At 69.5% G+C, this 25,704-nt stretch carries 27 protein-coding genes; 12 read left to right on the top strand and 15 right to left on the bottom strand.

Annotation, left to right across the window (positions count from 1 at the left end; all coding sequences use genetic code 11):
- Positions 1-3 precede the first annotated feature (3 nt).
- From HOV77_RS06045 to HOV77_RS06030, 4 genes are read left to right on the top strand one after another with little or no spacing between them, the layout of a single operon-like run.
- The gene (locus tag HOV77_RS06045; protein ID WP_290858692.1) at positions 4-1,152 is read left to right on the top strand and encodes a mandelate racemase/muconate lactonizing enzyme family protein; all 1,149 of its coding nucleotides are present in this window, start codon (positions 4-6) and stop codon (positions 1,150-1,152) included.
- Positions 1,149-2,048 (top strand): dihydrodipicolinate synthase family protein, encoded by a 900-nt coding sequence (locus tag HOV77_RS06040; RefSeq protein WP_290858690.1) that lies wholly within the window; start codon positions 1,149-1,151, stop codon positions 2,046-2,048. Before HOV77_RS06045 ends, HOV77_RS06040 begins: the two co-directional genes overlap by 4 nt.
- Complete coding sequence (locus HOV77_RS06035; protein ID WP_290858688.1) at positions 2,045-2,752, top strand: SDR family oxidoreductase; 708 nt, start codon at positions 2,045-2,047, stop codon at positions 2,750-2,752. Before HOV77_RS06040 ends, HOV77_RS06035 begins: the two co-directional genes overlap by 4 nt.
- The gene (locus HOV77_RS06030; RefSeq protein WP_290858685.1) at positions 2,749-3,699 is read left to right on the top strand and encodes a sugar kinase; all 951 of its coding nucleotides are present in this window, start codon (positions 2,749-2,751) and stop codon (positions 3,697-3,699) included. Before HOV77_RS06035 ends, HOV77_RS06030 begins: the two co-directional genes overlap by 4 nt.
- Before the next feature lie 327 nt (positions 3,700-4,026).
- On the opposite strand, the gene HOV77_RS06025 is transcribed toward HOV77_RS06030, so the two are convergent.
- The 4 genes from HOV77_RS06025 to HOV77_RS06010 form a co-directional block, all read right to left on the bottom strand.
- Positions 4,027-4,521: a DUF1990 domain-containing protein gene (locus HOV77_RS06025; protein ID WP_290858683.1), complete on the bottom strand. Its 495-nt coding sequence runs from the start codon at positions 4,519-4,521 to the stop codon at positions 4,027-4,029.
- The gene (locus tag HOV77_RS06020) at positions 4,518-5,306 is read right to left on the bottom strand and encodes a YndJ family protein (protein ID WP_290858681.1); all 789 of its coding nucleotides are present in this window, start codon (positions 5,304-5,306) and stop codon (positions 4,518-4,520) included. The genes HOV77_RS06025 and HOV77_RS06020 overlap by 4 nt, the downstream gene beginning before the upstream one ends.
- A gap of 47 nt (positions 5,307-5,353) precedes the next feature.
- Complete coding sequence (locus HOV77_RS06015; protein WP_290858679.1) at positions 5,354-6,328, bottom strand: C40 family peptidase; 975 nt, start codon at positions 6,326-6,328, stop codon at positions 5,354-5,356.
- Between the two features lie 110 nt (positions 6,329-6,438).
- Complete coding sequence (locus HOV77_RS06010; RefSeq protein ID WP_290858677.1) at positions 6,439-6,810, bottom strand: hypothetical protein; 372 nt, start codon at positions 6,808-6,810, stop codon at positions 6,439-6,441.
- Between the two features lie 106 nt (positions 6,811-6,916).
- On the opposite strand from HOV77_RS06010, the gene HOV77_RS06005 reads away from it, so the two are divergent.
- On the top strand, positions 6,917-7,153 hold the full coding sequence (locus HOV77_RS06005; RefSeq protein WP_290858675.1) for an SHOCT domain-containing protein: 237 nt from the start codon (positions 6,917-6,919) through the stop codon (positions 7,151-7,153).
- On the opposite strand, the gene HOV77_RS06000 is transcribed toward HOV77_RS06005, so the two are convergent.
- From HOV77_RS06000 to HOV77_RS05985, 4 genes are all read right to left on the bottom strand, one after another.
- Entirely contained in the window at positions 7,150-7,590 is a 441-nt protein-coding gene (locus HOV77_RS06000) for a cupredoxin domain-containing protein (protein ID WP_290858673.1), read from the bottom strand. The genes HOV77_RS06005 and HOV77_RS06000 overlap by 4 nt on opposite strands.
- Positions 7,587-10,100 (bottom strand): Dyp-type peroxidase, encoded by a 2,514-nt coding sequence (locus tag HOV77_RS05995; protein ID WP_290858670.1) that lies wholly within the window; start codon positions 10,098-10,100, stop codon positions 7,587-7,589. Before HOV77_RS05995 ends, HOV77_RS06000 begins: the two co-directional genes overlap by 4 nt.
- 242 nt (positions 10,101-10,342) lie before the next feature.
- On the bottom strand, positions 10,343-10,648 hold the full coding sequence (locus tag HOV77_RS05990; RefSeq protein ID WP_290859679.1) for a metalloregulator ArsR/SmtB family transcription factor: 306 nt from the start codon (positions 10,646-10,648) through the stop codon (positions 10,343-10,345).
- Positions 10,649-10,742: 94 nt separating this feature from the next.
- Positions 10,743-11,156, bottom strand: a complete 414-nt coding sequence (locus tag HOV77_RS05985; RefSeq protein ID WP_290858668.1) for a nuclear transport factor 2 family protein — start codon at positions 11,154-11,156, stop codon at positions 10,743-10,745.
- A gap of 20 nt (positions 11,157-11,176) precedes the next feature.
- Here HOV77_RS05985 and HOV77_RS05980 point away from each other — a divergent pair, with 20 nt between their 5' ends.
- Positions 11,177-12,043 (top strand): DMT family transporter, encoded by an 867-nt coding sequence (locus HOV77_RS05980; RefSeq protein ID WP_290858666.1) that lies wholly within the window; start codon positions 11,177-11,179, stop codon positions 12,041-12,043.
- A 73-nt stretch (positions 12,044-12,116) separates the two neighbouring features.
- On the opposite strand, the gene HOV77_RS05975 is transcribed toward HOV77_RS05980, so the two are convergent.
- A complete protein-coding gene (locus tag HOV77_RS05975; protein WP_290858664.1) occupies positions 12,117-12,770 on the bottom strand; it encodes a helix-turn-helix domain-containing protein in 654 nt (217 codons plus the stop codon).
- A gap of 100 nt (positions 12,771-12,870) precedes the next feature.
- On the opposite strand from HOV77_RS05975, the gene folE reads away from it, so the two are divergent.
- Together folE and HOV77_RS05965 are read left to right on the top strand one after the other, a co-directional pair.
- Positions 12,871-13,452, top strand: coding sequence for a GTP cyclohydrolase I FolE (gene folE / locus HOV77_RS05970; protein WP_290858662.1), 582 nt, complete (start codon positions 12,871-12,873; stop codon positions 13,450-13,452).
- Between the two features lie 21 nt (positions 13,453-13,473).
- Positions 13,474-14,694, top strand: coding sequence for an FAD-dependent oxidoreductase (locus HOV77_RS05965; RefSeq protein WP_290858659.1), 1,221 nt, complete (start codon positions 13,474-13,476; stop codon positions 14,692-14,694).
- Positions 14,695-14,763: 69 nt separating this feature from the next.
- On the opposite strand, the gene HOV77_RS05960 is transcribed toward HOV77_RS05965, so the two are convergent.
- The gene (locus tag HOV77_RS05960) at positions 14,764-15,450 is read right to left on the bottom strand and encodes an alpha/beta hydrolase (protein ID WP_290858657.1); all 687 of its coding nucleotides are present in this window, start codon (positions 15,448-15,450) and stop codon (positions 14,764-14,766) included.
- A gap of 229 nt (positions 15,451-15,679) precedes the next feature.
- On the opposite strand from HOV77_RS05960, the gene HOV77_RS05955 reads away from it, so the two are divergent.
- The gene (locus HOV77_RS05955) at positions 15,680-16,126 is read left to right on the top strand and encodes a hypothetical protein (RefSeq protein ID WP_290858655.1); all 447 of its coding nucleotides are present in this window, start codon (positions 15,680-15,682) and stop codon (positions 16,124-16,126) included.
- Between the two features lie 8 nt (positions 16,127-16,134).
- Here the strand turns inward: HOV77_RS05955 and HOV77_RS05950 are convergent, their stop codons facing one another.
- A complete protein-coding gene (locus tag HOV77_RS05950; RefSeq protein ID WP_290858653.1) occupies positions 16,135-17,808 on the bottom strand; it encodes a SulP family inorganic anion transporter in 1,674 nt (557 codons plus the stop codon).
- Between the two features lie 277 nt (positions 17,809-18,085).
- Here HOV77_RS05950 and HOV77_RS05945 point away from each other — a divergent pair, with 277 nt between their 5' ends.
- Positions 18,086-19,408, top strand: a complete 1,323-nt coding sequence (locus tag HOV77_RS05945; RefSeq protein WP_290858651.1) for a DUF5979 domain-containing protein — start codon at positions 18,086-18,088, stop codon at positions 19,406-19,408.
- A gap of 36 nt (positions 19,409-19,444) precedes the next feature.
- Positions 19,445-19,969 (top strand): VOC family protein, encoded by a 525-nt coding sequence (locus HOV77_RS05940; protein WP_290858649.1) that lies wholly within the window; start codon positions 19,445-19,447, stop codon positions 19,967-19,969.
- A gap of 23 nt (positions 19,970-19,992) precedes the next feature.
- Here the strand turns inward: HOV77_RS05940 and HOV77_RS05935 are convergent, their stop codons facing one another.
- Together HOV77_RS05935 and HOV77_RS05930 are read right to left on the bottom strand one after the other, a co-directional pair.
- Positions 19,993-20,721, bottom strand: coding sequence for a DUF1963 domain-containing protein (locus HOV77_RS05935; protein ID WP_290858647.1), 729 nt, complete (start codon positions 20,719-20,721; stop codon positions 19,993-19,995).
- 109 nt (positions 20,722-20,830) lie between these two features.
- On the bottom strand, positions 20,831-21,850 hold the full coding sequence (locus HOV77_RS05930; protein ID WP_290858645.1) for an NADPH:quinone reductase: 1,020 nt from the start codon (positions 21,848-21,850) through the stop codon (positions 20,831-20,833).
- Positions 21,851-21,948: 98 nt separating this feature from the next.
- Here HOV77_RS05930 and HOV77_RS05925 point away from each other — a divergent pair, with 98 nt between their 5' ends.
- On the top strand, positions 21,949-22,305 hold the full coding sequence (locus HOV77_RS05925; protein ID WP_290858643.1) for a metalloregulator ArsR/SmtB family transcription factor: 357 nt from the start codon (positions 21,949-21,951) through the stop codon (positions 22,303-22,305).
- A gap of 3 nt (positions 22,306-22,308) precedes the next feature.
- On the opposite strand, the gene HOV77_RS05920 is transcribed toward HOV77_RS05925, so the two are convergent.
- Together HOV77_RS05920 and HOV77_RS05915 are read right to left on the bottom strand one after the other, a co-directional pair.
- Positions 22,309-24,375, bottom strand: a complete 2,067-nt coding sequence (locus HOV77_RS05920; RefSeq protein ID WP_290858641.1) for a PrsW family glutamic-type intramembrane protease — start codon at positions 24,373-24,375, stop codon at positions 22,309-22,311.
- Between the two features lie 373 nt (positions 24,376-24,748).
- Positions 24,749-25,696 carry a type II CAAX endopeptidase family protein gene (locus HOV77_RS05915; protein ID WP_290858639.1) on the bottom strand — a complete coding sequence of 316 codons (948 nt, stop codon included), beginning with the start codon at positions 25,694-25,696 and terminating at the stop codon, positions 24,749-24,751.
- Between the last annotated feature and the right edge of the window lie 8 nt (positions 25,697-25,704).

The following is a 25,704-nucleotide window of genomic DNA, read 5'->3' as shown; positions in this document are numbered from 1 at the left end:
CTTGTGAAAGTAGTGGCCGTAGAGTCCTATGTCGTCAAGCTCCGCCCACCGGAGGCATACCTCGGCGTGCGTCCCAGCAGCGCGAACGGCGACAGCTATTACGTACGCCCACCGTGGCGCAGCCTGTACTCCGACCGCTTCGAGACGCTGATCGTGCGAGTGACCTGCGACGACGGCATCACCGGCTGGGGTGAGGCGCTGGCCCCGGTCGCGCCCGAGATCGCCCAAGCGGTGGTCGACCGGCTCGTCACACCTGTCCTGATCGGACAAGACCCGCGCCGTGTACGCCCGTTGTGGACCACGCTGACCGGGCTCATGCGCGAACGCGGTCACCTCGGCGGGCATCAGGCCGATGCGCTGGCCGCCGTCGACATCGCGCTCTGGGACCTCGCGGGCAAGGCGTACGGCGTACCGGTGCATGCGTTGCTGGGTGGGGCGTACCGGGACGACATCCCCACGTATGTCTCGGGACTGCCCCGCTCGACCGACGGCGAACGCGCCGAGCTGGCCAGCGAGTGGGTGTCGAAGGGCGTACGCGCGATCAAGCTCCACCTCGGCAATGGAGTGGACGAAGACCTCGCAACCTTCGACGCCGTGCAGAGTGTGCATCCCGAACTGAAGGTGGCCGTCGACGCGCATTGGGCGTACGCCCTCGCCGACGCGCTGCGGCTCGGCCAGGGACTGGACGAGCGAGGCGCGTGGTTCCTCGAAGCGCCCCTCGTCCCCGAGGATCTCGCCGCGCACCGGGAACTCGCCGCCGCCCTGCGAACCCCGGTCGCCGTCGGCGAGGCGATGCGGCACCGATTCGAGTTCCGCGCCTGGCTCGAAGCCCGAGCGGTCGACTTGTGCCAGCCGGACGTCGGGCGTACCGGGATCACCGAGGCCATGGCGATCGCCGAGATCGCGGCGGCGCACCACATTCCGGTCGCACCGCACCACTCCGTCGGCCTTGGCGTCGCCGTCGCGGCCGGTCTGCACGTCAGCGCGGCGATCGAGGCGATGCCCGCGTTCGAGTTCCAGCCCACCACCATGACCGTCGCCAATCGCATCCTCACCGCACCGCTGGTCGGCGGTCCGGTGAGCTTCGCCCTACCACAGAGTCCCGGCCTCGGCGTCGAGGTCGACCCCACCACCCTTCAGGAGGAAGAATGACCCGCTCGTCCGACGTCCGCGGCTTGATCCCGGTGCTGGCCACGCCGTTCACGGCGACCGGCGACCTCGACGCCGCGTCGCTGAACCGGCTGGTCGAGTTCCAGATCGCCGCCGGGGTGGACGGGGTCGCCGTGTTCGGATTCGCCAGCGAAGGGTTCTCGCTCACCGCGGCTGATCGCGCGGACATTCTGCGTACCGTCACCGCGGCCGCCGGGCCCGAGCTGCCGGTCGTCGCCGGGGTCGCGGCCACCGGCACGCAGGAGGCGATCGACCAGGTCCGGGCGGCTGCCGACAACGGCGCGAGCGTGGTGATGGTCGTGCCGCCGTTCATGGTCAAGCCCAGCCCGGCGCAGCTCGTCGACTTCTACGGCCGCGTAGCCGCCGAAGGCGGTCTGCCCGTCATGATCCAGGACGCCCCCGGCTCCACGGGCGTCACGATGCCCGTGCCGCTGATCGCCGAACTGTCCAAGCTGGACGGTGTCGACTCGGTCAAGATCGAGCCGCAGCCGACCACGCCCAAGGTGGGCGCGGTCCGCGAGGCGACCGCCGCCGACTTCGTGGTCCTCGGCGGTCAGAACGCCCTGTTCGTCCTGGAGGAATACGCGCGCGGGGCCGAGGGCACCATGCCCGCCTGCGAGTTCCCCGACCTGCTCGCACCGGTCCTGCGCCAGTGGCACGCCGGCGAGACGGCGGCGGCTCGCGGGTCCTTCGCCCGGCTCCTGCCGCTCATCCGCTTCGGCCTGCAGCCGGGCATCGCGTGGTCCATTCACAAGCATGTGCTGGTACGCCGAGAGCTGATCACGTCGTCCGCAGTGCGGCCACCGGCGGTGGACGCCGACGCGCAGACCCTGGCGTGGCTCGACGACATCCTCCGCGACCTGGGACTTGTGGCGTGAACCCCGCATCGCCGCAGGGTCGCGGGGTATTGGTCGTCGGTTCCAGTTCGCCGATCGGCCAGGCGATCCAGACCCGGTTCGCCGGGGACACCGTCGTCGGAGTGGCGCTCGACGAACCGGCCGATCTGGTGGCCGACTGCTCGACGGCGGCCGGTGCTGCGGCGGCAGTGCAGACGGTCGTCGACCGAGCGGGCTCGCTCGACGTCGTGGTCCTGGCCGCCGCCGTCATGCCGGTCGCGCCGATCACCACGACGACCGACGCCCAATGGCAGTCCGCGTTCGACGCGATCCTGGGCACCGCGTTCGCCGTATGCCGGGCGGTGTTGCCGATCCTGTCGCCGGGCGGGGCGATCGTCGCGGTCAGCTCCGTGAACGCCACCCTCGCCGCACCCGGGCTTCCGGCGTACGCGGCCGCCAAGGCAGGTCTCGAAGGACTGGTCCGCCAGCTCGCCTTGGACTTCGGCCCCCGCGGCGTACGCGTCAACGCAGTCGCGCCCGGGTTCATCGACGACGGCTCCGATCCGGCGAAGGCGGCGGGCTATCCGCTCGGCCGCACGGGCCGGCCCGCCGAAGTCGCCGACGCCGTGCACTTCCTGGCCGGAGCCGGGTTCGTCACCGGCGTCGTGCTGCCGGTCGACGGTGGCCTGTCGATCGCCTCCCCGGCGGCGTTCCTGCGCGACGACCTCCGCGAACGGTGGCTATGAGCAGATTCGATCTCGTCGGGTTCGGGGAGGCGATGGTGCTCTTCCAACCCGACGGCGCACTGCGTACGGCGACGCACGCGACCGTGCACGTGGCGGGAGCGGAGCTCAACCTGTGCGCTGCGGCAGCCCGCGCCGGGCTGCGGACCGCGTACTGCAGTCGGGTGGGGGCCGACCCGCTCGGCGAGAAGGTCCTCGACCACGCCGCGTCGTTCGGGATCGCGACCGATCTGGTGACCACCGACGCCGACCGGCCGACCGGGCTGTTCCTCAAAGACGTCCGGCCCGACGGCGTACGCCGCGTGCACTACTACCGGCGCGGTTCGGCCGCCTCCGCTCTGTCCACACAGGATGTCCAGCGCGCCTTGGCGGCGCGTCCCCGGATGGTGGCGGTCTCCGGCATCACCTCGGCGTTGAGCGACTCCGCCCGGGAGGCCGTACGCACCCTGCTGGCGCAGGCCAGGGCTTTCGGCGTACAAGTGGCTTATGATCCGAACCTTCGTCCGGCGCTGGGTGACCTGGACGCGCAGATCGCCGAAGCGCGTGACCTGCTCCCCCACGTCTCGATGTTGCTGATCGGCGCGGACGAGGCCGAGCCGTTGTTCGGAACGTCGGACCCGGCGGCGGTCTTCCGGGCGGCGCGGGCGGCGGGCGTGGCCGAGACGGTGCTGAAAGCGGGACCCGAAGGGTGCTGGTACGCCGACGGCGACGCGCCCGCCCACCTGCCCAGCGCGGCCACGTCGGTGGTGGACCCGGTCGGCGCCGGTGACGCGTTCGCGGGCGCCTACCTGGCCGGACGGGCGCGGGGCGCGAACCCGGCCGGAGCCGCGTGGCTGGCCGGGCAGTTCGCCGCCGCGATCGTCGCGCGACCGGGCGACACCGACGGACTTCCCTCCGCCGCCGAGGCCGAAGCCCTTGTCGCCGCCGCCCTCCGCGCGCCGTCGCGTTGATCATGAACCTATGGTCCCGCTCGTCCGGCGTGTCGCGCCCCCAGCACCCTGATCAACTCCCCAACGGCCTGATCAACCGAGCGTAAGCGCCGCCAGCGCTCGCCCTAGTCGACCGCGCTGGCACGCTCCGTTTGGCGCTGGCCGTTTGGCGCTGGCCGTTTCGCGCTGGCCGTTTCGCGCTGGATCACGGTTCTGGGTCGAATCTTGGGCCATGATTCGACCGTTATCCGTGATCCGGCGCAGTCGAGCGCGGGACGGGCGCAGTCGAGCGCGGAGCCGGCGCAGCCGAGCGCGGGGCCGGCGCAGTCGAGCGCGGGACGGGCACGCTCACCGCTCGGCGACGAGGGCGCGCAGCACCCGGCCGAGCCGCCGGGCGTACGCCCGCTGAATCAGGGGTACGACCGGACCGGCGAGACGGGCGTACCACGCGGCCGGGCGGCTGAACGCGACGACTTCCAGCCACGTCTGCCCGTCTCGGACGACCACGAGGAACGCCTCCTCGCCGCATTCGGGATGCCCCGCCACCGTCCCGTACGCGAATCCGGCGCGATTCGGTTCGTCGACGACCGCGACGACTTCGCACACGACCGGCATCCCGAATCTCGGATGGCCGAGCCGGCCGGTCACGCGCAGTCCGGGCCGGGCGATCTCGGCGTCGACGAACAATCCGGCTCGGCTGTGCATCCGCCAGGAGAGCACCGCCTGCACCGCGTTCGCATACACCTGCGGCGGCCCGACCGGTACGCGTACTCGAAGGTGATTGTAGTGAGCGGGAAGCTCCTCCTGGAGCGATCCTCCGACCTCGGCATATGTCAGGTTCACAGTGGACCCACCTGGCGTGACCGGTACGCGAGCAGCGCGCACAGCGCGAAGCCGACGGCGTTGGCCAGCCCGTGCGTGGCGGCCATCCACTGGATCGACGGGTGGGGCAGCCCGGTCGCCTCCCCCATCGCCCAGCTCAGCGCGAGCGCCATCGTGACCGCGACCGTGACGGCCGCGATCCGCGCGACGCCTGAGCGCCACAGCAACCACGCCGTCGTCCACAAGCCGGCCGTGAGCACGATCGCGCCCGCGAGCTCGGCGGCGTCGTTCACGAAGTATCCGGCCAGGACCAGCAGCGTGCCGACCGGAACCGCCAGCGCGGACAGCGTCGGCATTCGCCCGTCCCCGGCGGCGCGGCTGGTCAGGCCCGCGATCAGCGCCGCCGCGAAACCGGCGAAATGCAGGTGCGGCAGCGTCAGCGCCAAGATCCCCAGGCTGAAGCCGAACAGCCGCACGCCGCCCCGCTCCGCAACCAGCGCGATCGCCCCGGCCAGCGGTGTGACCAGCGCCGTCAGCGCCGCGACATCGAGCACAGTCACTCGCCGATCGCGCGCGAAGCGACGCCCCGCGCACACCGCCAGCCACGCGGCCGGCACCAGGTAAGCCGCCGCGAGCAGCACCGCGACGCCACCGCGCGGCAGCCAGACGGACGCGGCACCAGGTATCGCGCCCACCAGCCACCAGCGTCGCAGCGGCATCAGGCCCGGCGCCTCGATCAGTGCCAAGCCCAAAGGCAGCACAACGAGTACGCCGAAAGCCGAAACGATGTTCACCAGAACGGTCACGAGCCGAGCTTAGAGTGCAGAGTTGAACACGTTCAAGTACGGTTGCGTCACACCGGCACCCGCCGATAGCCCGCGATGGGCAGGTACGCGCTGTCGATCTTCGCCATGCGGACGAAATCGCCGGTGGTAGGTGCGTGGACCATCCAGCCGCCGCCGACGTAGATGCCCATGTGGTGCAGGTCGGAGAAGAAGAACACGAGGTCGCCGGGGCGGAGGTCGGCCCGGGAGACCGGCTTGTTGTCCTCCCACTGCCACTTCGTGTAGTGACGCAGAGTGACGCCGGCCGCCTTCCATGCGGTAAGCGTCAGACCGGAGCAGTCGTAGCCGCTCGGCCCGGCCGCGCCCCAGATGTAGGGCTTGCCGATGAGGCTGCACGCCTTCTTGGCCGCGGTGCCGCCCGGGCCGCCGAGATAGTCGACCGGGCACGCGACGGGCTTGAGTTTGCCGACCGCGCCGGATGAGCCGTACACCTGCTGGCGCAACTTCTGCAACGCCGAGATCTGCTTCTCGATCGTCTTCTTCTGCGCCGCCAACGCGGTGTCCTGGCCCGCCAGCTCGGCTACGAGCGCGTCCAGTCTCGCCTTGTCGGCGGCGTACTTGTCGCGCATCACGACGACGCCTGCGATCTGCTGCCGCTCGGACTGGGCGAGCAGTTCCAGCGTGGTCATCTTGTCGGCGAAGTCGCCCGGATCGGGCGCGGACAACAGCGCGTTGAGCCGTGACATCTGGCCACCCATGTACATGGTGGCCGCCGCGTCGTTCAGTCCCGCCGCGGACAAGTGGATCTGCAGTTCGAGCGGGCCGAGCTGCTTGTTGAGCGTGGCGACCTTGGCCCGGTTCGCGGTCAGTTGTCCGTGGATCATGTCGTACTGCTCGATGATCGGCTCGAGCTTGTTCCAGGCGGCGTCGATCTGCCGCTCGAGTTCAGCGACGGACGGTGCGGCGGCGGCCGGGCCACCCAGGCCGATCGTGGCGGCGACCAGGGCGGTAAGTGTGAGGATGGCACGCAGAAGTCGATGCATTACGGGGGTCTCCGTTTCCGCGGGAGTACGCGGGGTTCTGAAGGGATCAACGGCAGCGGACGGCAGGCAGCGTCGCGTTCCGCGTATGGGAACGCCGTGACGCGCCGCTCCTACGTGCGCGAGATGCCTAGTTGCGCCAGAACCGGAGATCGATCGGCCGCCATCCGGACGACCCGAACAGCGCGTGGCACGCCTAGTCCGGCCCACCGGCGGGCCGGGGCGGTGAGGAGCACCATCGCGCCCGCGATCCCGGCCAGCATGGTGAGGCAAAGTCCGAGCAGTTCACCGGGCGTCGCCGGATGGTGTGAATCGGTGTGCAGACCCGGGAGGTGATCCACCGTCGCCGCCGTCGTCGCGGGAACGCCGAGCGCGTGGTCTTCGGCGCAGTGCCGCCCCGTCGCGTACGCGAGCCCGACGAGCAGCAGGATGATCAGCAGCAACCGCAGCGGCAGAGCCGGGCGCGCCTTGTCGATCATCCGCACCGCGCCAGGATACGCATACGGCGGGACTTTGTCCCCTTGCACCCGGCGTTCGTCCGGGCCACCCTGGAGGTAGGTCCAGACGGATCGGCGGTTGGGAGGCAGGGCCATGATGAGCGGATATGGGCTCGGCAGCGGCTGGATGATGCTGATGCCGCTGGTATGGATCGCGCTGGTCGCCGCCGGCATCTGGGCGATCGCGCGACTGCTCCCCCGCCAGGAAGCCGTGCGAGTGCGCGCCCGCCGGGAATCCCCGCTGGAGATCCTCGACCGCCGCTACGCGCGCGGCGAGATCGACGACGACGCGTACGCCGCGGCCCGGGCGAGACTGACCGGCCGCCGCTAGGACGGATCGACGATCTCAAGCGTGCCCTGCATGCCCGACGTCACGTGGTACGCACACGGCATCGGATAGGTGCCGGGCTGCGTCACGGTGACGGTGACCGTCCGGGTGTCCCCGCCGTTGACGTTCCCGCCGTCCACCGCGGGAACGGTGTCGACGCTGATGTCGTGCGGCGTGACACCGCTGTTCCGGAAGGTGATCTCGATCGTGCCGGTGGTCGCGCGTACGGTGTCGGGTCGCAGTCGCAGGTCGTCACCGATGGTGATCTCGATGCGCTGTACGCCGTCCGCCCCTCGCGAAGCGGTCACCGGCACGGACGACGCCTCCGCCGTGGCAGTCGGCTTCGCCGCTCCGGCACCACTGGGACCGCCCTCGGTGCCCCAGATCGCACATCCGGACAGGCTCACCACCGTGAGGAGAGCGACCAGCCGCCGGATCATGCCGCGTCCTTCCCGAACAGGTCTTGGCCGACGAATCCGCCGTCCGGTACGCCACCCGGAACGGCGAACAAGGCACTCGCCTCGTGCCGGATGAACCTCGACAGCGCGTCGTTGCCGGCCAGCCGTTGCTGGACCGGGATGAAGCCACGTCTCGGATCAGCCTGGTACGCCAAGAAGAGCAACCCGGCCCGGTCGCCGTCGGCGTACGACCAGCCTCGTCGCAGCATGGCCGCGCCGTTGTTGAACGCCGGTGCCGCCATCCGGATGTGGGCGTTCACCGGGATCACTGGTGAACCGTCGGCCTGGGTAGTCCCGTAGTTGGCCGGGGTGGTCTCCTGTCCACCGGACAGCGGCGCGCCGGTGTCCTTGCGTCGGCCGATGACCTTCTGCTGCGCGTCCAGGGTCAGCCGATCCCAGTCGTCGAGCAGCATCCGGATGCGGCGTACGACCAGGTAGGAGCCCTGGCGCAGCCAGGCCGGCTGATCGTCGCCGGTGACGAACACCTTGGCGGCGAAGTCTGGGTCCGCGGGTTTCGGATTGTTAGTGCCGTCCACCTGGCCCATGAGATTGCGGCCGGTGCTGCCCAGCGCGGTCGCGCCCGGCGTCGCGGCGAACCCCGTCTGCCGCCAGCGCACCCGTGCGACCGGCGCGGCGATGCGCTCCAGCACCCGCGCCGCGTGAAAGACCACCAGCGGATCGTCGGCCGCCACGACGACGCCGAGGTCACCGTCGCTCGCCCCCGGATCGAGCCGCTCGCCGGTGAACGCGGGCAGCGGAGCGAGCGCAACCGGTCGCGCCGTCTCCGGTATGCCTGCCTTGCCGAACAAGCTCGGCCCGAACCCGAAGGTGACCGTCAGCGCGCAGGGTCCCGAGCCGGTGACCAGGTGATCGTCGGGTTGGCCGACACCCTGCCCGTCGGCGAGCCGGGCGGCAGCCGCCGACCACTGCCGAAGCAGGCCTTGCAACGCCTTGGCGTCGACGCCGTCGACGAGGTCGAACGCGGCCACCCAGCTGTGCGCCTGCGGCCGGACCGGCACCGCGATGCCCGCCTGACGCAATCCGTGGTACGCCACTCGCGCCGCACCGACGTCAGACAGCGCCGGACCGGTTGTGGAGGTGGACGCCGAAACCGGAGCATCCCCCGTACGCAGCCCGATTCCGACCGCTGCACCCGCGACGACGCCTACGCCACTGGCCGCCAGATAACCTGCGACGCTGCGCCGCGCGACCCCGGACGGCCCGCTCTCTCCGACGGCGACGACATCGCCCTCCCTGCCACCGCCGTCGCTAGCCGCCCCACGGCCGGTGTCGCCGCCCTCGTCGCCGTCATCGCGGGAAAGAGACCCGACGGGCTCGCTCGCCGGCTGCGTCGCCGCGTCCACATCGGACTCACCAGTCGCCGTGCCCGAGCGCGCCACAGCAGCGGCCGCCTCAGCGGCAGTGACCGCCGCGGCGCGCCGAAGAGCCGACCGCAAGCCGAGCGCGGCGACGGCGATGATCAGCCCGGCGCTCGCCCCGATCACGACCGCGACGGTCACCCGGTCGACCGTCATGCTGAGTCCGGTCGGCGCGGAGGAGCGCCACCACACCGGGGCGTCGTCCAACGCCATCGAGAAGCCGAGCAGTGTTCCGACGCACGCGGCCACAACCGCGGCGAAGCGGGACGCGTACGCGAGCCGCCAAGCAGCCAGGATGCCGAACGGCCAGACGAACAGCGCGATGGCGTCGGCTCCGAAGAGGGCGCCGAGGCGTTGCGCCAGACTGCCCGTCTCGGCGACCGCGACTCCGGCCGAGTGCAGCAGGTCGGCGGCGAGCAGCAGACCTGTTCCGGCCGCGAGCAACCGGTAGCCGCCACGCGGCAGAATCCCGCCCGCGCCGACGAGGATCGCAATGGCCATGGCGAGAAGCAGCCACAGCGTCGGCGACGGGCCGGGCACCCAGTCCAGCGATCCGGTCGCCGTCAACGTCTGGCCGCCGTAGTCGAGCGCCACCGTCCAGTCGCTCACCCGATGCTCGGCCGACGGATCGGCGGCCACCGGCGCGGGGAGCGTCTTGAGCATCCAGTGGATGCGGTGATCGTGCCATCGGTAGACGTTTTCGCTCGACACCTTCCGCCAGCGCGGCTCGCCCTTGCCGTCCACTCCGGACGGAACCACCGTCGTCGCGTACCGGTCGGTGTTGAGGTAGGTGGCCGGTGAGTTGTCGTTGACGAACACGCCGTCCGGGCCGATCTTGGCGTACGGCTCACCGGTGTAGCCCTGGACGATCAGGTCCTCGCCGGTCACGTTGACCGCCTGCAGCCGCGATCCGTTCTCCACCACAGAGAGGCTGACTCCGCTGACCGCCGGAGCGAGCGCAGACAACGTCGTGCGGAAGTTGGTCGCCCCGGCCCCGGCCACCTCGTGCGCCTGCGCCGCCGACGCCGGCCACACCACACCGGCCGACGCAGCGACGACGACCAGGACTCGCAGCAGCAGGCGGGCCGGCCAACCGGCGAGACGATCACGCATCGGCGGCACCGTTCACGTCACCTCAAGTCAGATCCAGCAAGCAAGGTCAAGAGCGGACGCAGCTTACCGGGCGTAGCTGAAACGCCTGATCATTGCCGGAACCAGTGCGAGACCTGCCACTGCGGAACCCGACAGGGCTGAAGCCGCCCGGGTCGCGTGCGAGGTGACCTTGGCGAGAAATGGCGGTCAGGACAGCCGTTTCTCGCCAAGATCACCGGATGGGTGTGCGATCAGTGGAAAGGTCAGGGGCAGACCGTCGGGTCGACCGCCAGCACCAGGCCGAGCAGGTCGCCGAGGGCGTGCGCCAGCCGCTGGTCCGACAGCTCATAACGGGAGCGGCGACCCTCGGCGACCGCGACGACCAGCCCGCAGCCGCGCAGGCAGGCGAGGTGGTTGGACAGGCTCTGCCGCGACACCCCGAGCAGGTCGGCCAGGTCCGACGGGTACGCCGGGCCCTCCCGCAACGCCAGCAGCAGCCGGGCCCGGGTCGGGTCGGACAGGGCGTGGCCGAACCGGGCCAGCACCTGCCCACGGGTGGCCACGGGGATGGCTTCGTCGAGGGTCCTCACATCGATGACAGTACAGCACTTGCTGAATACAGCACACTGTGAATCGGGGCAGTACGGAACAGAACGGGACAGCTCAGGATCGGGCCCGAGCCGACCGAACATGGTCGATGTAGTCGCGGGACTCGACGATCAGTCCGTCGCGCACACGCATGACGAACACACACGGGATGGCGAACGGCTGACCGCTGGCGACATTGACGCCCCGGTACGCGAATTCGGCGACGATGACCTCGGGATCCGCCGTCTCGTGTACGAGAATGTCGGCGGGCTGCCGCCGGATCGGCGAGACCCAGCCCGGCGGTGGCGTGAAATGGTGCCGGAGCTCCTCCTGACTCAGCATCGGCCCCGGATCCTCCGCGAACGGATGCGACACGTGCGTGCGGTCGGCGTACAGGGCGATCGCATCGTCCCAGCGCTCGTCGCACACCGCGTGAACGAGGCGGTGGAACACCTCGGTCGGCGTGACCTGCTCAGCAAGTTCCTCCATGATCCGATTATCGTCGAGCCGTGCCTGATCCGAATCCGTCGCCGAGCAGCCGCGTCTTCGGCGCGGTTCCGCCCACGGTGCTGGTGCTCCTCGGCATCGTCAGCGTCCAGCTGGGCTCGGCCGTCGCCAAGCACCTGTTTCCCGCGGTGGGCAGCTTCGGGACGGTGGCGCTGCGCCTGTTCTTCGCGGCGGCGGTGCTGTTGCTCGTCTGGCGACCCTCGGTACGCCTGAGCCGCCGGGCCTGGACGATCGTGCTCGGCTACGGCGTGATCCTCGGCCTGATGAACCTGTGCTTCTACCTGGCCCTGGCCCGGATCCCGCTCGGCATCGCGGTGACCGTCGAATTCCTCGGGCCGCTGGCGGTGGCGCTGGCCGGATCACGGCGCTGGCTCGACGTCGTCTGGGTCGCGCTCGCAGGCGGCGGGGTGGTCCTGCTGATGGAGGGCGGCGGGGGCTTGAACCTCGCCGGTTTCCTGTTCGCGCTGGCCGCCGGAACACTGTGGGGTCTGTACATCCTCATCGGCGCGGCGCTGGGTCGGCATACGACCGAAGGCAACGGGCTGGCCCTGGGCATGGCGATCGCAGCCGGCATCGCGGTGCCGTTCGGCGTCGTCGATGCGGGGACCTCGTTGCTGCAGCCCTGGGTGCTGATCGCGGGCGTCGGCGTCGCGCTGCTGTCCTCGGTGATCCCCTACACCCTGGATCTCGAGGCGCTGCGCCGGATCCCGCCGAGCGTCTTCGGCATCCTCATGAGCCTGGAACCGGCGGTGGCCGCGCTGATCGGCCTCGTCGTGCTGCAGGAGTCACTGGACTGGTCCCAGTGGATCGCCGTGTTGTCCGTCGTGGCCGCGTCGGCCGGAGCCACGCTCGGCGTCCGACGTTCTTGACGGAGATCAACGGAGAAAATGTGGGGTCATGGCACCGCGAATCTTCCGCTGATCATGGCCCTATCAACAGGCTCTAAGTACCCGAACGGCCGCAGATCTCGACGCAGCACGCGTCCGGCCGGGGAGCCAACCGCGCGGTGAGCGACGGATCGTTCGACAGCAGTCCCTCGACGTACGCATGGTTCAGCCCGCAGACGAGGTCGGTCTGCTCGGCGGCCAGCGCGTGGAACGGGCAGTTGCGCAGGATCAGCCGGTCGGTCTCGCCGGATTCGAGCGCCGGTTCGAAGCCGAGGTCGTCCAGCGTCTGTGCGGCCGCGTCGAGGCCTTTGACCGAACTGCTGCGCAGCTGGCCGCGGGCGTACGCCTCTTCCCGGGCGGCCTGGCCGGCGTCGGCCGGCTGCCGGGCGACCGCAGCGGCGAGGACGCTGGCGATGAGTTCGTAGCGACGGGGCGGGATCACGACTTCGAAGTCGTCCCCGGCCGAGTAGACCTTCGGGGTCCGCCCCCGGCCCCGAGGCCGATCCGCGGGTGCCTCGTACGCCGTGCGCAGCAGTCCGGTCTCGGCGAGTTTGTCGAGGTGGAACGCGGCGAGGTTGCGTGAGACGCCGCAGGCGTCGGCGGCCTCCTCCCGCGTCACCGGGCGGTGCTGACGGCGTACGTGGTCGAACAGGGCGCGCCGGACCGGGTCGGCCAGCGCCGACACCGACTGCCACACCTGTTCCGCCACGCCGACAGAATATCACCAGTGTCGGCTATTGAAATAACGGCGCTCCGGATGCAGGATGCGATTAAGACCAACTCCAGTTGGCGAAAACATGGGAGTGATCATGCAGCTGACTGCCGTGCGGCCGCGGGCGGACCGTGACCTCGTCGCCGCCGAGGTGGCGGCGACCGCGTTCCTGACGGCGCTCGGGCTGGACGTCGACTCGGAGAGCATGCGCGAGACGCCGGCCCGGATGGCCCGCGCCTACGCCGACCTGCTCAGCCCCCGCCCGTTCCGGCCGACGACATTCCCCAACGACGAGGGCTACGACGAACTCGTGCTCGCCCGCGACATCCCGATCCGATCCGTGTGCGAACACCATCTGCTGCCGTTCGTCGGCGTCGCGCACGTCGGCTACCTGCCGGGCGAGCGCATCATCGGGCTGTCCAAACTCGCCCGCGTCGTCGAACTGTTCGCGCACGGCCCGCAGGTGCAGGAACGCCTCACCAAACAGATCGCCGACTGGCTGTCCGGGCAGCTGGCTCCCAAGGGCGTCGGGGTGGTCATCCAGGCCGAGCATCTCTGCATGACGCTGCGCGGCGTCCAGGCGACCGGGGCCACCACCGTCACCTCCACCTTGCTCGGCGCGCTGCGCGACGACGCCCGCTCCCGCGCCGAATTCCTCGCGCTGACTCAGCCCCGCTGACCGTCTCGAAAGGACGTCCACATGCGACACGTCATCATCGGCGCCGGGCTCGCCGGGGCCAAGGCCGCGCAAACCCTCCGCGACGAGGGCTTCGACGGCGACATCACGCTGATCGGCACCGAGGCCGAACTGCCCTACGAACGGCCGCCGCTGTCCAAGGGCCTCCTGCTGGGCTCGACGCCGCGCGACGAGATCTACGTGCACAAATCCAACTGGTACGCCGAAAGCAGCGTCCAGGTCCGGACAGCGACGACCGTGGTCGACATCGACCGCAACGCGCACCGGATCACGACCGAGGCCGGTGACCAGCTCGGCTACGACAAACTGCTGCTGGCGACGGGCTCCAGCCCGCGGCGGCTGGGCGTACCCGGAGCCGACCTGGACGGCGTGCGCTATCTGCGCACTCTGGCTGACAGTGATCGCATATCCAGTGCACTGCTTGACGGCGTACACGTGCTGATCGTGGGAGCGGGCTGGATCGGCCTGGAGATCGCCGCGGCGGCCCGCACGCGCGGCGCCGACGTGACGGTCGTGGAGACCGCGAGCCTGCCGCTGCTCGGCGTGCTGGGCGCTGACCTGGCGCGCGTCTTCGCGGACCTGCATCGCGCGAACGGCGTGCGATTCCATTTCGACGCGCAGGTCAGCCGGTTCGACGGCGACGGCAGCGTGCGATCGGTCGTGCTCGCGGACGGCACTACGCTGCCCGCGGACGTCGTGGTGGTCGGCGTCGGCGCGCGCCCGAACGACGACCTCGCCGTACGCGCGGGCCTCGACGTCGGCAACGGTGTCGTCGTCGACTCGCAACACCGCACCTCCGACCCGGACATCTTCGCCGCGGGCGACGTCGCGTGTGCGTTCCATCCCGTCTTCGGCCGTCACATCCGCACCGAGCATTGGGCCAACGCGCTCGACGGCGGACCCGAGGCGGCGCGCGCGATGCTCGGCCTGCCGGTGCCCGGCGATCGGCTGCCGTTCTTCTTCACCGACCAATACGACCTCGGCGCGGAGTACGCCGGATTCGCCGCGCCCGGCGACGCCGACGAACTGGTGATCCGGGGCGACCTCGATCGGCGCGAGTTCGTCGCATTCTGGACGCGGAGTGGGCGGGTGCTCGCCGGGATGAACGTCAACGTCTGGGACGTCACCGACGACATCCAGCGGCTGATCCGCACTCGCCAGCCGGTTGACCTCGGCGTACTCGCCGATGCGTCAGTGCCGTTGAGCGACGTGCAACCGCGCTGACCCCGCCGCTACTCACTCAGCTTCCGGCGCTCGGGCAGGACCATCAGATGACCGAAGATCGTACGCCGATCACAGCGGCAGGAACGCCCGCAATTCGGCCAGGAACTCCTCCGGGCGTACGCGGTGCACTTGGTGTCCCGCCTCGATGGTGACCAGCTTGGCGTCGGGAATCCGCGCCACCGCTTCGGCAGCCAGCCCAACCGGCAGCGGGCTCGTTGCGCCTCCGCTGATCAGCAGGGTGGGCACGGCGATCTCCGCCAGCCGCTCCCACCAGGCCGGATCTGGCTCGTTGAGCTGCCTGAGCAGGCTCGGCATCACCGGCCAGTCGTAGTCCAGCTCGTGCTCGGGCCGATCCGGCACCGGGATGACGAATGCACCCGGACGCGGCGGCGGCGAGTCCTCCACGACCAGCCGCGCCAGCCACGACGGGCGCTCCTGCGCGACCAGGCACGCGACGGTCCCACCAGCGGAGTGACCGACCAGCGTCACCTCCCGCAGCCCGAGCCCGTCAGCGAAGCCGAGCACATCGTCGCGCATGAGCTCGAACGAGTACTCCCCCGGCCAATCACTGCGTCCCTGGCCTCGTTGATCCAGCGCGTACGCGTGGTGCGTCGGCGCGAGCCCGGACATGGTGTGCTCCCACGTGGTCGCGTCGCTCGGCAACCCGTGCAATAGGAGTACTACTGGCTCGCCTGCGTCACCTTCCTCCAAAAAGGACAGTCGTACGCCGTTGGCAGTGAGTTCTCCCCGATTCATGGGGGCCACCATAGCCGCTTCCGCGTTGGGCGTTCCCGTCTCGAACGCGCCGGCCGAGGTCGGGCTCCGCTCGGGTGGTACGCCATCGACGTCTCCGGGCTCCGGAAACGTCGATGGCGTACCACCGGCGTCGGCATCTCCCGCGAAGGAGGGCTGTCCCGCGGAACAGCAGCGTCGAAGGTGCGCCGTGGTGCTACGGTTCGTGCCACCCGCGCACTCGGAGGTTGCAATGTCGACCGGCGTACGCGTCCTGATCGCCACCTCGGCTTGCACTGTGCTCCTCTTTGCGGCGGCAGTCGTCATGCGGTCGCTCCAGGCGAGTCCAGACGTGGTCCTCGAAGTCACCGAGGCCCACGTCGACAAGGTGGGGTCGGTCAGCCGGACGGGCGATCAGGAGGTGAAGGTCTGGTTCGATGTCGTCAATCGCGGCAGCGACGACGCCGTGTCCTGTATCGCCGAGTCCGACCTCGGCCGTGGGCTGGTGGGCGCTCCAACCGCCATCAACGCGGGAACCGTCGTGACGTTCAACCTCGAAGGCGTTCAGCACACCGATCCGCAGGGGTTGCGCTTTGAGACCGATTTTCACGTCTGGGCGGATTGCGGAGGGATCAAGTCCGGACGGCAGTCACTGAACCTTGTGATCGAAGGCCCTTTGTCAGCCACCTCACCCGCGTGATCACACCGTCATTGTGCCGGGTGCTGCAGCCAGGTGGTCGCGCCGGCGACCGCGTGGTCGAGGGCCGCGAAGATCGTCTCGTCCGCGACGAACACCGAGTCAGGCCCCAGCGCGTCGGTCAGCTGCGAGGCCTCCAGGGTCTTCGCGAGCAACGGAGTCGCGCCCGCGATCATGAGCCGGCCGCCCGCTTCGCGCAGCTGATCGGCTCGGCGATGGAGAACCTTGATCATGGTCGCCGAGGGCACGTCGGGCAGGCCGCGGAACGACAGCACGACCACCGGTCCCGCTCCCGGCGACGCCGAGGCCGGCTCGGGATCGGGCCACTGCTGGTCGATGCCCGGCAGCTCCGCGAACAGACTCGCGCCGCCGTAGTGCAAGACGGTCACGGCTCGTCCGGGCAATCTCTTCGGAACTTCACTGGTACGCCATTTGCCATCCCGTTGCTGGACAAGGGCGACCAAGTGAGCTTGGCGGGCGGCTTGCACGCAGTAGAGCAGCAGCGACAGCACTGCGCCGAGGATGATCGCCCGCTGGAGCGGCAGGCCGGTGGTGGCGAGGAAGGTCACCACCATCGCCGCGGTCGACAATTTCGAGGTACGCCAGACCAGTGCGACGTCGCGCCGCCGCCCGTAGATGATCTCCGCTCCGACCACCATGATGAGTCCGCCGATGACCGGCATCGGGATGCGCTCGGCGAGCGGCGCGAAGGCGAGCACGATGAGGGCCAGCCAGACGCCGGAGAAGATGCCGGCCCAGCGCGTCTTCGCCCCAGCGGACACCGACACCCCGGTACGCGACAACGACCCACCGACCGGCAGCGCCTGGAACAGCCCGCCCGCCACGTTGGCCAACCCTTGGCTGACGAAGTCGCTATTGGTGTCAGTACGCGATCGGTCGGGGTTCGGCACACTGGGTGCGATGCTGGCCGCCTGCGCGAGCGCGACCAAGGCGACCGCCACTGCTCCCCCGGCCAGGGTCGGCATACTGCCCCAGTCGGGGAGGCTCAGCTTCGGCAGGGCGGCGGGGATGTCGGCGATGTCGGAGACGAGCTCGACGTGCGTACCGAGGATTGCCACGACCGCGGTCACGACGACCATCGCGGCCAGGAGGGCGACGGTTTGCAGTCGGCGTACCAGATGAGCAACGGCCCAGACCACGACGGTGCCGGCGCTGACCGCGACCGCCGCGGCCTGCCAGGAGCCGATGTGAGTGAGCGCGTCGGCGAGCTGGACCAGCTTGTTGCCGCCTTGCGGGTGGTAGCCGGTCGCGTCCTTGAGGACCCCCACGATGATCTGCACCGCGATGCCGAGCGAGAAGCCGGTCATGACAGCGTGCGAGACGAAATTGAGCACGACGCCGAGCCGCAACAGTCCTAGCAGGAGCATCACGAGGCCGGTGAGCACCGCGAGCGCGGCGATGTTCCCGGCGGTGAACTCCAGCCGGGCGTCGGTGAGCACGCTGTTGGCGGTGAGCGCGATCGCGCTGGTCAGCGTGGTGACCATGAGGACGGTCCGGGCGGTCAGCGAGCCGACGACGGCGGGCACCACTCCCGCGAACAGCCCAGCGATCGGATTGAAACCCGCGATCGAGGCGTACGCCATGCCCTCCGGGATGCTGAACAGCCCGGTCACCAGCCCGGCTCCGACGTCGCCGGGGCGTGGACGGCCCAGCCGCGGTCTCATGAGCCAGCGCCCTCCCCCGCATCCTGTCGCGCCGACATCTAGGGCGACGTTCCGCCAGGATAAGCGCGCAAAACATCTCATGTCGGCGGTTTCGCGGCGCGACTCACCGAGGCAGAACCTCCATATAGGCATCCTATGCCGGTATTGTCCGGCTGGTTGCGCTGCCGAACATCCGCCGGTCGCGCCCCAGCACACTCCGGCTGGTCGCGTTGTCGAGCATTCCCGCTGGTCACATCGCGGAGAAGCCGCCGAGATCCGAATCAAGGGGAACTTTCACATGACGACACGCCGAGGACGCGCCATCGGCATCGGAATCCTGGCGCTGGCGGCCGCGTTGGCCCTGCCGACCGGGGCAACTGCTCAGGCCCCCGGCTTCCAGCCGCCGAAGGTGTACGCCCAGCCGTCGGACAGCCGCGCCGAATTCCACGACGGCAACGTGACCACGTGCGCGGCTCTGACCGGCGTACCGGACGACGACATCCAGGTCGGCGGGCAGGGCGACGCCGGCGCCCAGGACCAGTACGTGGTTGGGACGACCTCCGGCGGCAAGTACGTCAACGTCGCCATCACCCCGGCCGGCACCGCGGCGGGCGTGGTCGTCGACGCCGTGGTCGTCAAGGGCGGCGACGGCTACAACGTCTACCGCGCGCCGTATGTGCCGCCGACGCTGCCGCCGGACCAGAACTACCAGTCGCCGCTGACCAACGGCGGCAACGTCCCCGACATCAGTCACTGGTTCGTCTGCTACCACCTCGAGGAACAGCCCGGCACGAACGAGCACGCCGTCCTGAGCAAGGTCGTGATCCCGCCCCCCGGCGTACCGGTCGAGGACTTGCCGACCACCTACACCGTGACGGTCAGCTGCACCGGTTTCCCGCCGTTCGACGTCACCTTCAACTCCGGTGGTGGCGCGGCGATCGCCGGGCAGGAGAAGCTGGACCTGATCCCCGACGGCACCGTATGCACCGTCGCCGAACAGAACACGGACACCTTCCCCGACGGCAGCACCGTCACCTACATCCCGGCCAGCGCGGCGACGACCGGTGTGGTCAAGGGCGACGACCCGCTCGTCGCGGTCGTCGTCAACAACTACTCCAAGATCGACGTGGAGAAGACCAGCCTGAACGTCACCAAGGTGGTCGACGCGACGGGCACGACCGTCCCGGCCGGCTTCACCGTGGGCATCACCTGCGAGGACGACCACGGCGACCCGACCGGCGAGATCAACGGGCAGGTCACCCCGCAGGTTGTCGACGTCGCTGCCGGCGGCACCGTCCAGGTCTCCGACATCGCGGTCGGTTCGACGTGCGCCGTCCAGGAGGACAACGCCTCCCTGCCCGCCGGGTGGACGGTCGCCTACACCGTCGGCGACGGCCAGCCGAGCGCCCAGTACCCCGAGTTCGAACTCGACGAGGACGCGACGGTCACGATCACCAACACCTTCTCGCCCGCGCCGTCGGTCTCGCCGACCGGTCCGACCCTGGCCAACACCGGCGATCAGGTCGGCCGCGTGCTGTGGTGGGCGATCGGGCTGGTGCTCGCCGGTGTCGTCTTGCTCGGCGTGGCGGCCCGGCGGCGTACGCGGTCTGCGGAGCGCTGAGGTTCCTTCCGGTGGGTGCGAGGCGGCAGGTCGCCCATGGTGAATGCCGCCTCCACCACCCCCGACATCCCGGCCGACGCCGCGACGACCGGCGTGCGCCGGTCAGCCGCCGACCGGCCGGGTTATGCGCGCGGGACCGCGGGTACAGGCCGCCAGAGCCCGCCCGAGGAGGTCCCCATGTCCGAAGCGGATAAGTACGTCAGTGTCCGTTACATCGTTGACGACGTGCAGGCCGCCGTCGAGTTCTACACCACGCATCTGGGATTCCGGGAGAACACGAGTGCCGGGTCTGCGTTCGCCGACGTCATTCGGGGTTCGCTGCGGCTGCTTGTCTCGGGCCCGGCCAGCTCTGGCGCCCGCGCCACGCCCGCCGACCATGCGACTCCCGGCCGTAACCGCATCCACCTGGTCGTCGAGGACCTGGACGCCGAGGTCGAAAGGCTGCGAACGGCAGGCGTCGCGTTCAGCAGCGACCTGGTGTCCGGACCGGGCGGGCGACAGATCCTGCTCGCCGACCCGGCCCTCAATCTGATCGAGTTGTTTCAGCCCGCCGGCGGCTGATGATCACACCGATTCCGTTCTGCTCACCCGTGGAAGTCGGTGGACATGGAAACTCGATCGAACAGAGCAGCGGCGAGATCGTCCCGACCGATCACGTAGAAGACGGTGGCGAGGTCGGTCTCGAAGTCCTCGCCGACCTCGACCTCACCCAGATAGAACTGAGCCAGCAACACCTCGATTTCCGGAGACCGGACCGGAACGCCCAATCCACCGGTGTTCGAAGTGCCGTACCCACCGAGGATCAACGCCGCCTCGGGCCGGTCGAGATACCACACGATGTCGATGTACTCGTCCTCGTCCGGTCGATCGTGTCGGTACTCGGGGCTGTCGGTGGGATCCCCCGGCAAGCTCCAGTCCGCGTTGGCGTGCAGGGGGAAGCGGTCGTACACAGTGGAGCCGGGTGGCTCGGCTTCGACGACCGCAGCACCGGCCGGCACGTGGATGACGCGACCGACAGTGGAGGTCATGCTCGGCGCGGCGAAGAACAGCAGGGCGCCGTCAGCGGGAAGATCGAGGTCCGTCGAGCCGTGTGGGACTGCGGCCAGGTCGAGCGTAGCCAGGTGAACCATTCCCTCAGGCCAGACGACCGTGGCGGGCAGCGCCGGGCGGCCGCCGAAATATCCGACCACCGGGCCGGACCCATCACGGCTCAGGTACAGGCAGGGGCGCGCGAGTCGCAGCCACCACTCGATGTCATCGTGTGGCATCGCCTGCTGCTGGGCAGCAGCCCGGAAGGCATCCAGCATGATCATGTGTGACACGATCCCAGGTCCTCACCGGCGATTGCCAGCGGGGTCGGTAAGCCCCTGACTGATCGTCGGCTCGAACGCCGACGTCGGAGCTGCGGCTACTGGCTGAATCTCAGGGTGTGACGTCCACCAGCACCTTGCCGACCGTGCCGGTCTCCACTGCCCGATGGGCGTCGGCGGTGCGATGCAGCGGGAAGCGGATTAGTGGCAGGCCGTGCTCCTTGCCGACCGGCAGGGCACCGTCGTGGACCGCTGCGGCGACGTCCTCGACGGCTGTGGCGCGCGCTTGCGGGCCGGCCGTGTAGAGCACGAGGAATTGCAAGCGGGTGTTCAGCACCATGTTTTGCCCCACGTTCAGCTCGACCGGTTGTCCGCCCTCGTTGGCGTAGGTCGCGATCGTGCCGCGTGTACGCAGCACGGCCAGGTCCAGGGCGAGGTTCGCGCCCAGCGCCACCTCGGCGACGATGTCGACGCCGTGGGGGGCGATCGCACGGATGGCGGCGGCCGGGTCGGTCTCGCGATAATTGATCACATGATGGGCGCCGGCCGCGGTGGCCAGCTTTGCCTTCTCCGGGCCGCTGACCGTGCTGATCACGGTGGCGCCTGCCCATCGGGCGAGCTGGATGACCGCGTGCCCGACCGCACCGGCCCCGCCGGCGGCGAGCACCACCCTGCCGTCGAGCGCGCCGGGGTGCAGGCGGCGCGGCCCGTCCTCGGCGACGGTCAGTGCACGGTGTGCGGTGAGCGCGGGTACGCCGAGCGACGCACCGACGTCGAAGCCGGCTTCGTCGGGCAGCGGCACGGCCTGCTCGGCGGGCACGACGGTGAACTCGGCGGCCGTGCCGGTGGGTCTCCCGGCGGCGGCCATGAACAGCCACACGCGCTGCCCGACCCGGCCGACATCGACGCCCTCACCGACGGCGTCGATCACGCCTGCGCCGTCGAGGTGCGGGGTGATCTCGGGGAAGAGCTTGCGGTGGGCGGTGCCGGAGCGGGCCTGCCAGTCGGTTGGGTTGACCCCGGACACGGCGACCCGGACGCGGACTGTGCCGGGCTGCGGTGTGGGTTGGTCACGTTCGACGAGTTGGAGAACGTCGGGGCCGCCGTTGTCGCGGTAGATGATCGCCTTCATGATCCGTCCAATGTTCGATTTGCGTCGTACGGTTCGATCTGCATCGTACCGTACGACCTCAGTCGAACTTTACGCAAGAGGCGGCTACGCTTCGTCTCGTGACCGAGGTGACCGAACCCGCCATCGAGACCGTGACGATCGACGTCGTGCTCAGCGCGCTCGCCGACCCCGTACGGCTCACCTTCGTGCGAGCACTCGACGCGGCCGGGGACTGGACCTGCGGCAGCGACGTCCTCAGAGAAACCGGCGTCACCATCGGTAAGTCCACCCTGTCGCACCACATCAAGGTGCTGCGCGATGCCGGCCTCATCCGCACGCGCGTCGACGGCATCCGTCGGCTGGTGACGCTACGTTACGACGAGGTGGAACAACGCTTCCCCGGGCTCCTGGCCATGCTCCGTGAGCACGGCCCGGCCCGTGCCCGCGGCATTTCGTCCCCGTACACCTCAGGATGACGCTCACGGCCGCAGCTCCGGGAACTCCTGGAAGAACTCCTCCAGAGCCTGAGCGGCTTCCCGGGATCCGGGTCGCAGGTGGACGTGTTCCTCGCCGACTTCGTGGCCACGCTGCAGCCAGTCCATGAACCTGCGGCGTACGTCGGGGTTCGGCACCTCGTCCTTGAGCCAGCCGGAGTCTTCCAGCTCCATCTTGTTGCCGTCGCTGATGCGCTGGTCACCGCCCGGCTCTTCGCCGTATTCCTCGCCGTACTTGTCCTCGTACTCCTGTCGGCGTTCGCGTTGTTCGCGGGCTTGGCGTTCGCTTTCCGACTCGCCCTCGCCCTCACCCTCCCCTTCTCCGGAGCCTTCGCCTTCGCCGGAGCCAGTGCCCGAACCACCGCCGGCAGCCATGGCGAGGATGAGACCGAGCGCGCCCATGACGCTCATGCCGGCGATGGCGATCATCTGCAGCAGTTCCAGCATGCTGATCCGGGCAGCCGCCATGACGAGCGCGCCGCCGAGCCCACCAGTGCCACCCATGAAGGCCGCGAACAGTGCCAACAGGGACAGTGCAAGCAGGCCCAACGCCAGAATGTTGGTCATCTGGCTGATCGCGTCGAGGATGTGCACATTGGATACCGGGTGCCCGGTCGCCCCGGCTCCGCCGATGACCTTCGACATGCCCAGCAGGCCCACACCGAGGGAGCCTGCCCCTACCCCCGTGCGGAACGAGGTGCTGACGGCCGGGTCGGCGTACGCCTCCCGGAAGGCGGCGGGCATCCGGCGAGCCGTCACGAACACGCTCCACGCCACCATGGCGAGCGCGGCGATCGAGAAGATCGTCAGTACGGCGAATACCACCTCGGTCGCCATCAGCTTCTGGATGCCCGAGGTCGCCGGGAACCCGCCGAGGACCAGAAAGAATACGGACGGCACCGCGAGGATCAGCGACACGCCGACCTTCCAGTAGCGGCCGAGCAGACTCCCTCGCGGGCGCGCCGGGGCGGCCTGTGCCCGGCGGGCCGCCATCGCACGCCAGACCGCCGCGTCACTTGCCCGCTCCATCTGCTCCCGCACCGCGCGTACCTGCCCGAGCAGTCCGTCGGCGACTGTCGTGTCGCGTGCGTGGGCGTACACAAGGGCTCGGCGTACGAGCACGAAACGCATCGCGATGAAAGGCGTCCAGGGCAGGCCGACGGTGGCGAACCTGCCCAATACGGCCAGACTCGGCTGTCCCGTCCGCTCCCCGGGCAACAACACGTCGGGCAGTGCGGCCTTGCCAGCCCGCAACTGTTGCCAGTCCACCACCACCGCGACCGCGAGCAAGGCCAGCGGAAGCAACCACAGCACATGCTCCAGCAGGCGTACCCCGCCGACGAAGAACCAGATCCCGCCCTCACCCGGGTGGACCAGCTCATGGTTGAACGCCATGTGATCGAGCGCGGCGAACGCCCACGGGAGTACGCCGAGCCAGCGCTGCCAGCCGCGGCCGCGGACGAGCAGCCCGACGCCGAACCCGGCCAGTGCGCTCCAGGCCAGATGCAGGTTAGTCGTCAACGAGCCGTTGAGCAGGTACGCCTCGGCGTCACCGACCGGCGCGGGCAGCCAGGACAGCAGCGTGCTGAGCGGGCCGGGAATGTGCTGGCCACCGCCGAAGAGGCCCGCGCCAACGGTGTAGCCGTGGAACACGTCGCCGACGGCTTGGCCGGCCCGGTGGCTCCAGCGCATGGTGGCCTCGACGAGCGCGAAGCCCGCCCCGGTGGCCGCCCCGATCAGCAGGTAGTCGGTAAGGCTCCACTGCGCCCGGATACGACGGGACAGCACCAGGATCAGCAGCGGGAGGACCTTCACGACCTCCTCGATGATCGGGTCCATCGTGAAACTAGCCGTGCGTACCACCTCGCCGACCGGCGTACTCGTCAGCGCCGCGACACTGCGGGTGTACAGCAACTGCAGGACGACGGCGACCGCGCCGCAACCGTAGAGCCCGACCGTGACGGCCAGTAGTAGGTTGGCGATCCGAACCGATCGCGTCGGCGACCCCAGCACGGCGAGCTGGAGCACGCCGTAGCACGCAGCGATCATCATGAACAGGAACATGGGCGAAGTCCTCGTCAAAGATCGTCAGATGGCTATTTTCGAATGCAGCGTATGGCCTCCCCGCAAGTGAGCCGGGCTGTCGGTTGTGGTTGAGGTTCCGCCTCCCTTCCGACCGCTGCGCGGCCGGTACGAACGCGTTGACCGCGCGGCGGGCCGCGGCATTGCCGGGAGGTGGGTCTGCCGCGCCGAACACCTGTTTCGAGGTCGACCGACCGGCGTCATCGACCTGTCAGCGCTGGTGCGCACAGTCCCAGGGCATACGCCGGCCAGGGCGCACGTCAGCGTCGAGAATGGTCAATGAATCTCACCATCGTCACAAGACTGCGACAGACCGTGTTGAGCACACGCGTCAGACCATCGCTCAACCCAGACCGGCTACCCCTAGCGTCGGCGCCCGAAAGCCCTGCTTCTTACGAGTGAGGGCCAGGACCACCAGCAGCGCCACGGTCATCGCCGAGAGATAGCCGACGCGAAACACCGCCGGGTGGTCCGCATAGCGCGCGGTGACGATCGGGTTCCACAGCCCGATCGGATTGTCGTCGCCTGGGAAGGTGAAGAAATGCCACTGCGTCCAGTTCCAGCTCAGATGGAGTCCGAGCGGGAGCGCGATGCCGCCGGTACGCAACGCGGCCACGCCGAAGACAATCGCGCCGGCCAGCGGACCCACCGCCGTCCACACCAATTCGCTGCCGCCGCTTTTCACCGACATGCTCGAACCGATGCTCAGGACATGGTAACCACCGAATAGGGCCGCCATGACCACGATCGCCTTGACCTCGCCGATGCCTTCAGCGAGACGCCGCAACGCGTAACCGCGAAAGACAAGCTCCTCGACCAGCACCGCGAACCCGAAATACGTCGTGCCGGACAGCATCAGTCCTGTCGTGAACGGCCGATTCGGCTGCCAATAAAGGCCGCCGCCGAGCATGAGCAGCCACGCGAGCCCGCCGACAAGCCCGGCACCAATGAACAGCCCCAACGCGAACTGACGCAGCCACGCCCACCCCGGTCGCAGTCCCACGGTCGCCCAGCCGCGCCGCTCGAGGCGAAGGCACAGTGCGGTCACGCCAAGGATCAGCGAGGCACCCACCGCCATCACCGGCCACGGCTGCCCGTCGCGCGATGCCCACGCCGGGGCGAACATCCCGACGACGACGGCCGCGATCACCATCGAGGCCACGGCCGCGACGAGGAACCCCGACGCCTTACCAAAGCTCTTGAGCATCCGCCAACGCAACCACGATCGACGAGTGCCAGGCAACCAGGGACTACCCTGATCCATCCCTGGGAAAGGAATCAGCCCGGGCATGCGCAACC

It is taken from the genome of Hamadaea sp. (genome assembly GCF_013362815.1).
Lineage (GTDB): Bacteria > Actinomycetota > Actinomycetes > Mycobacteriales > Micromonosporaceae > Hamadaea.
This window is presented reverse-complemented; position numbering and strand designations above follow the sequence as displayed.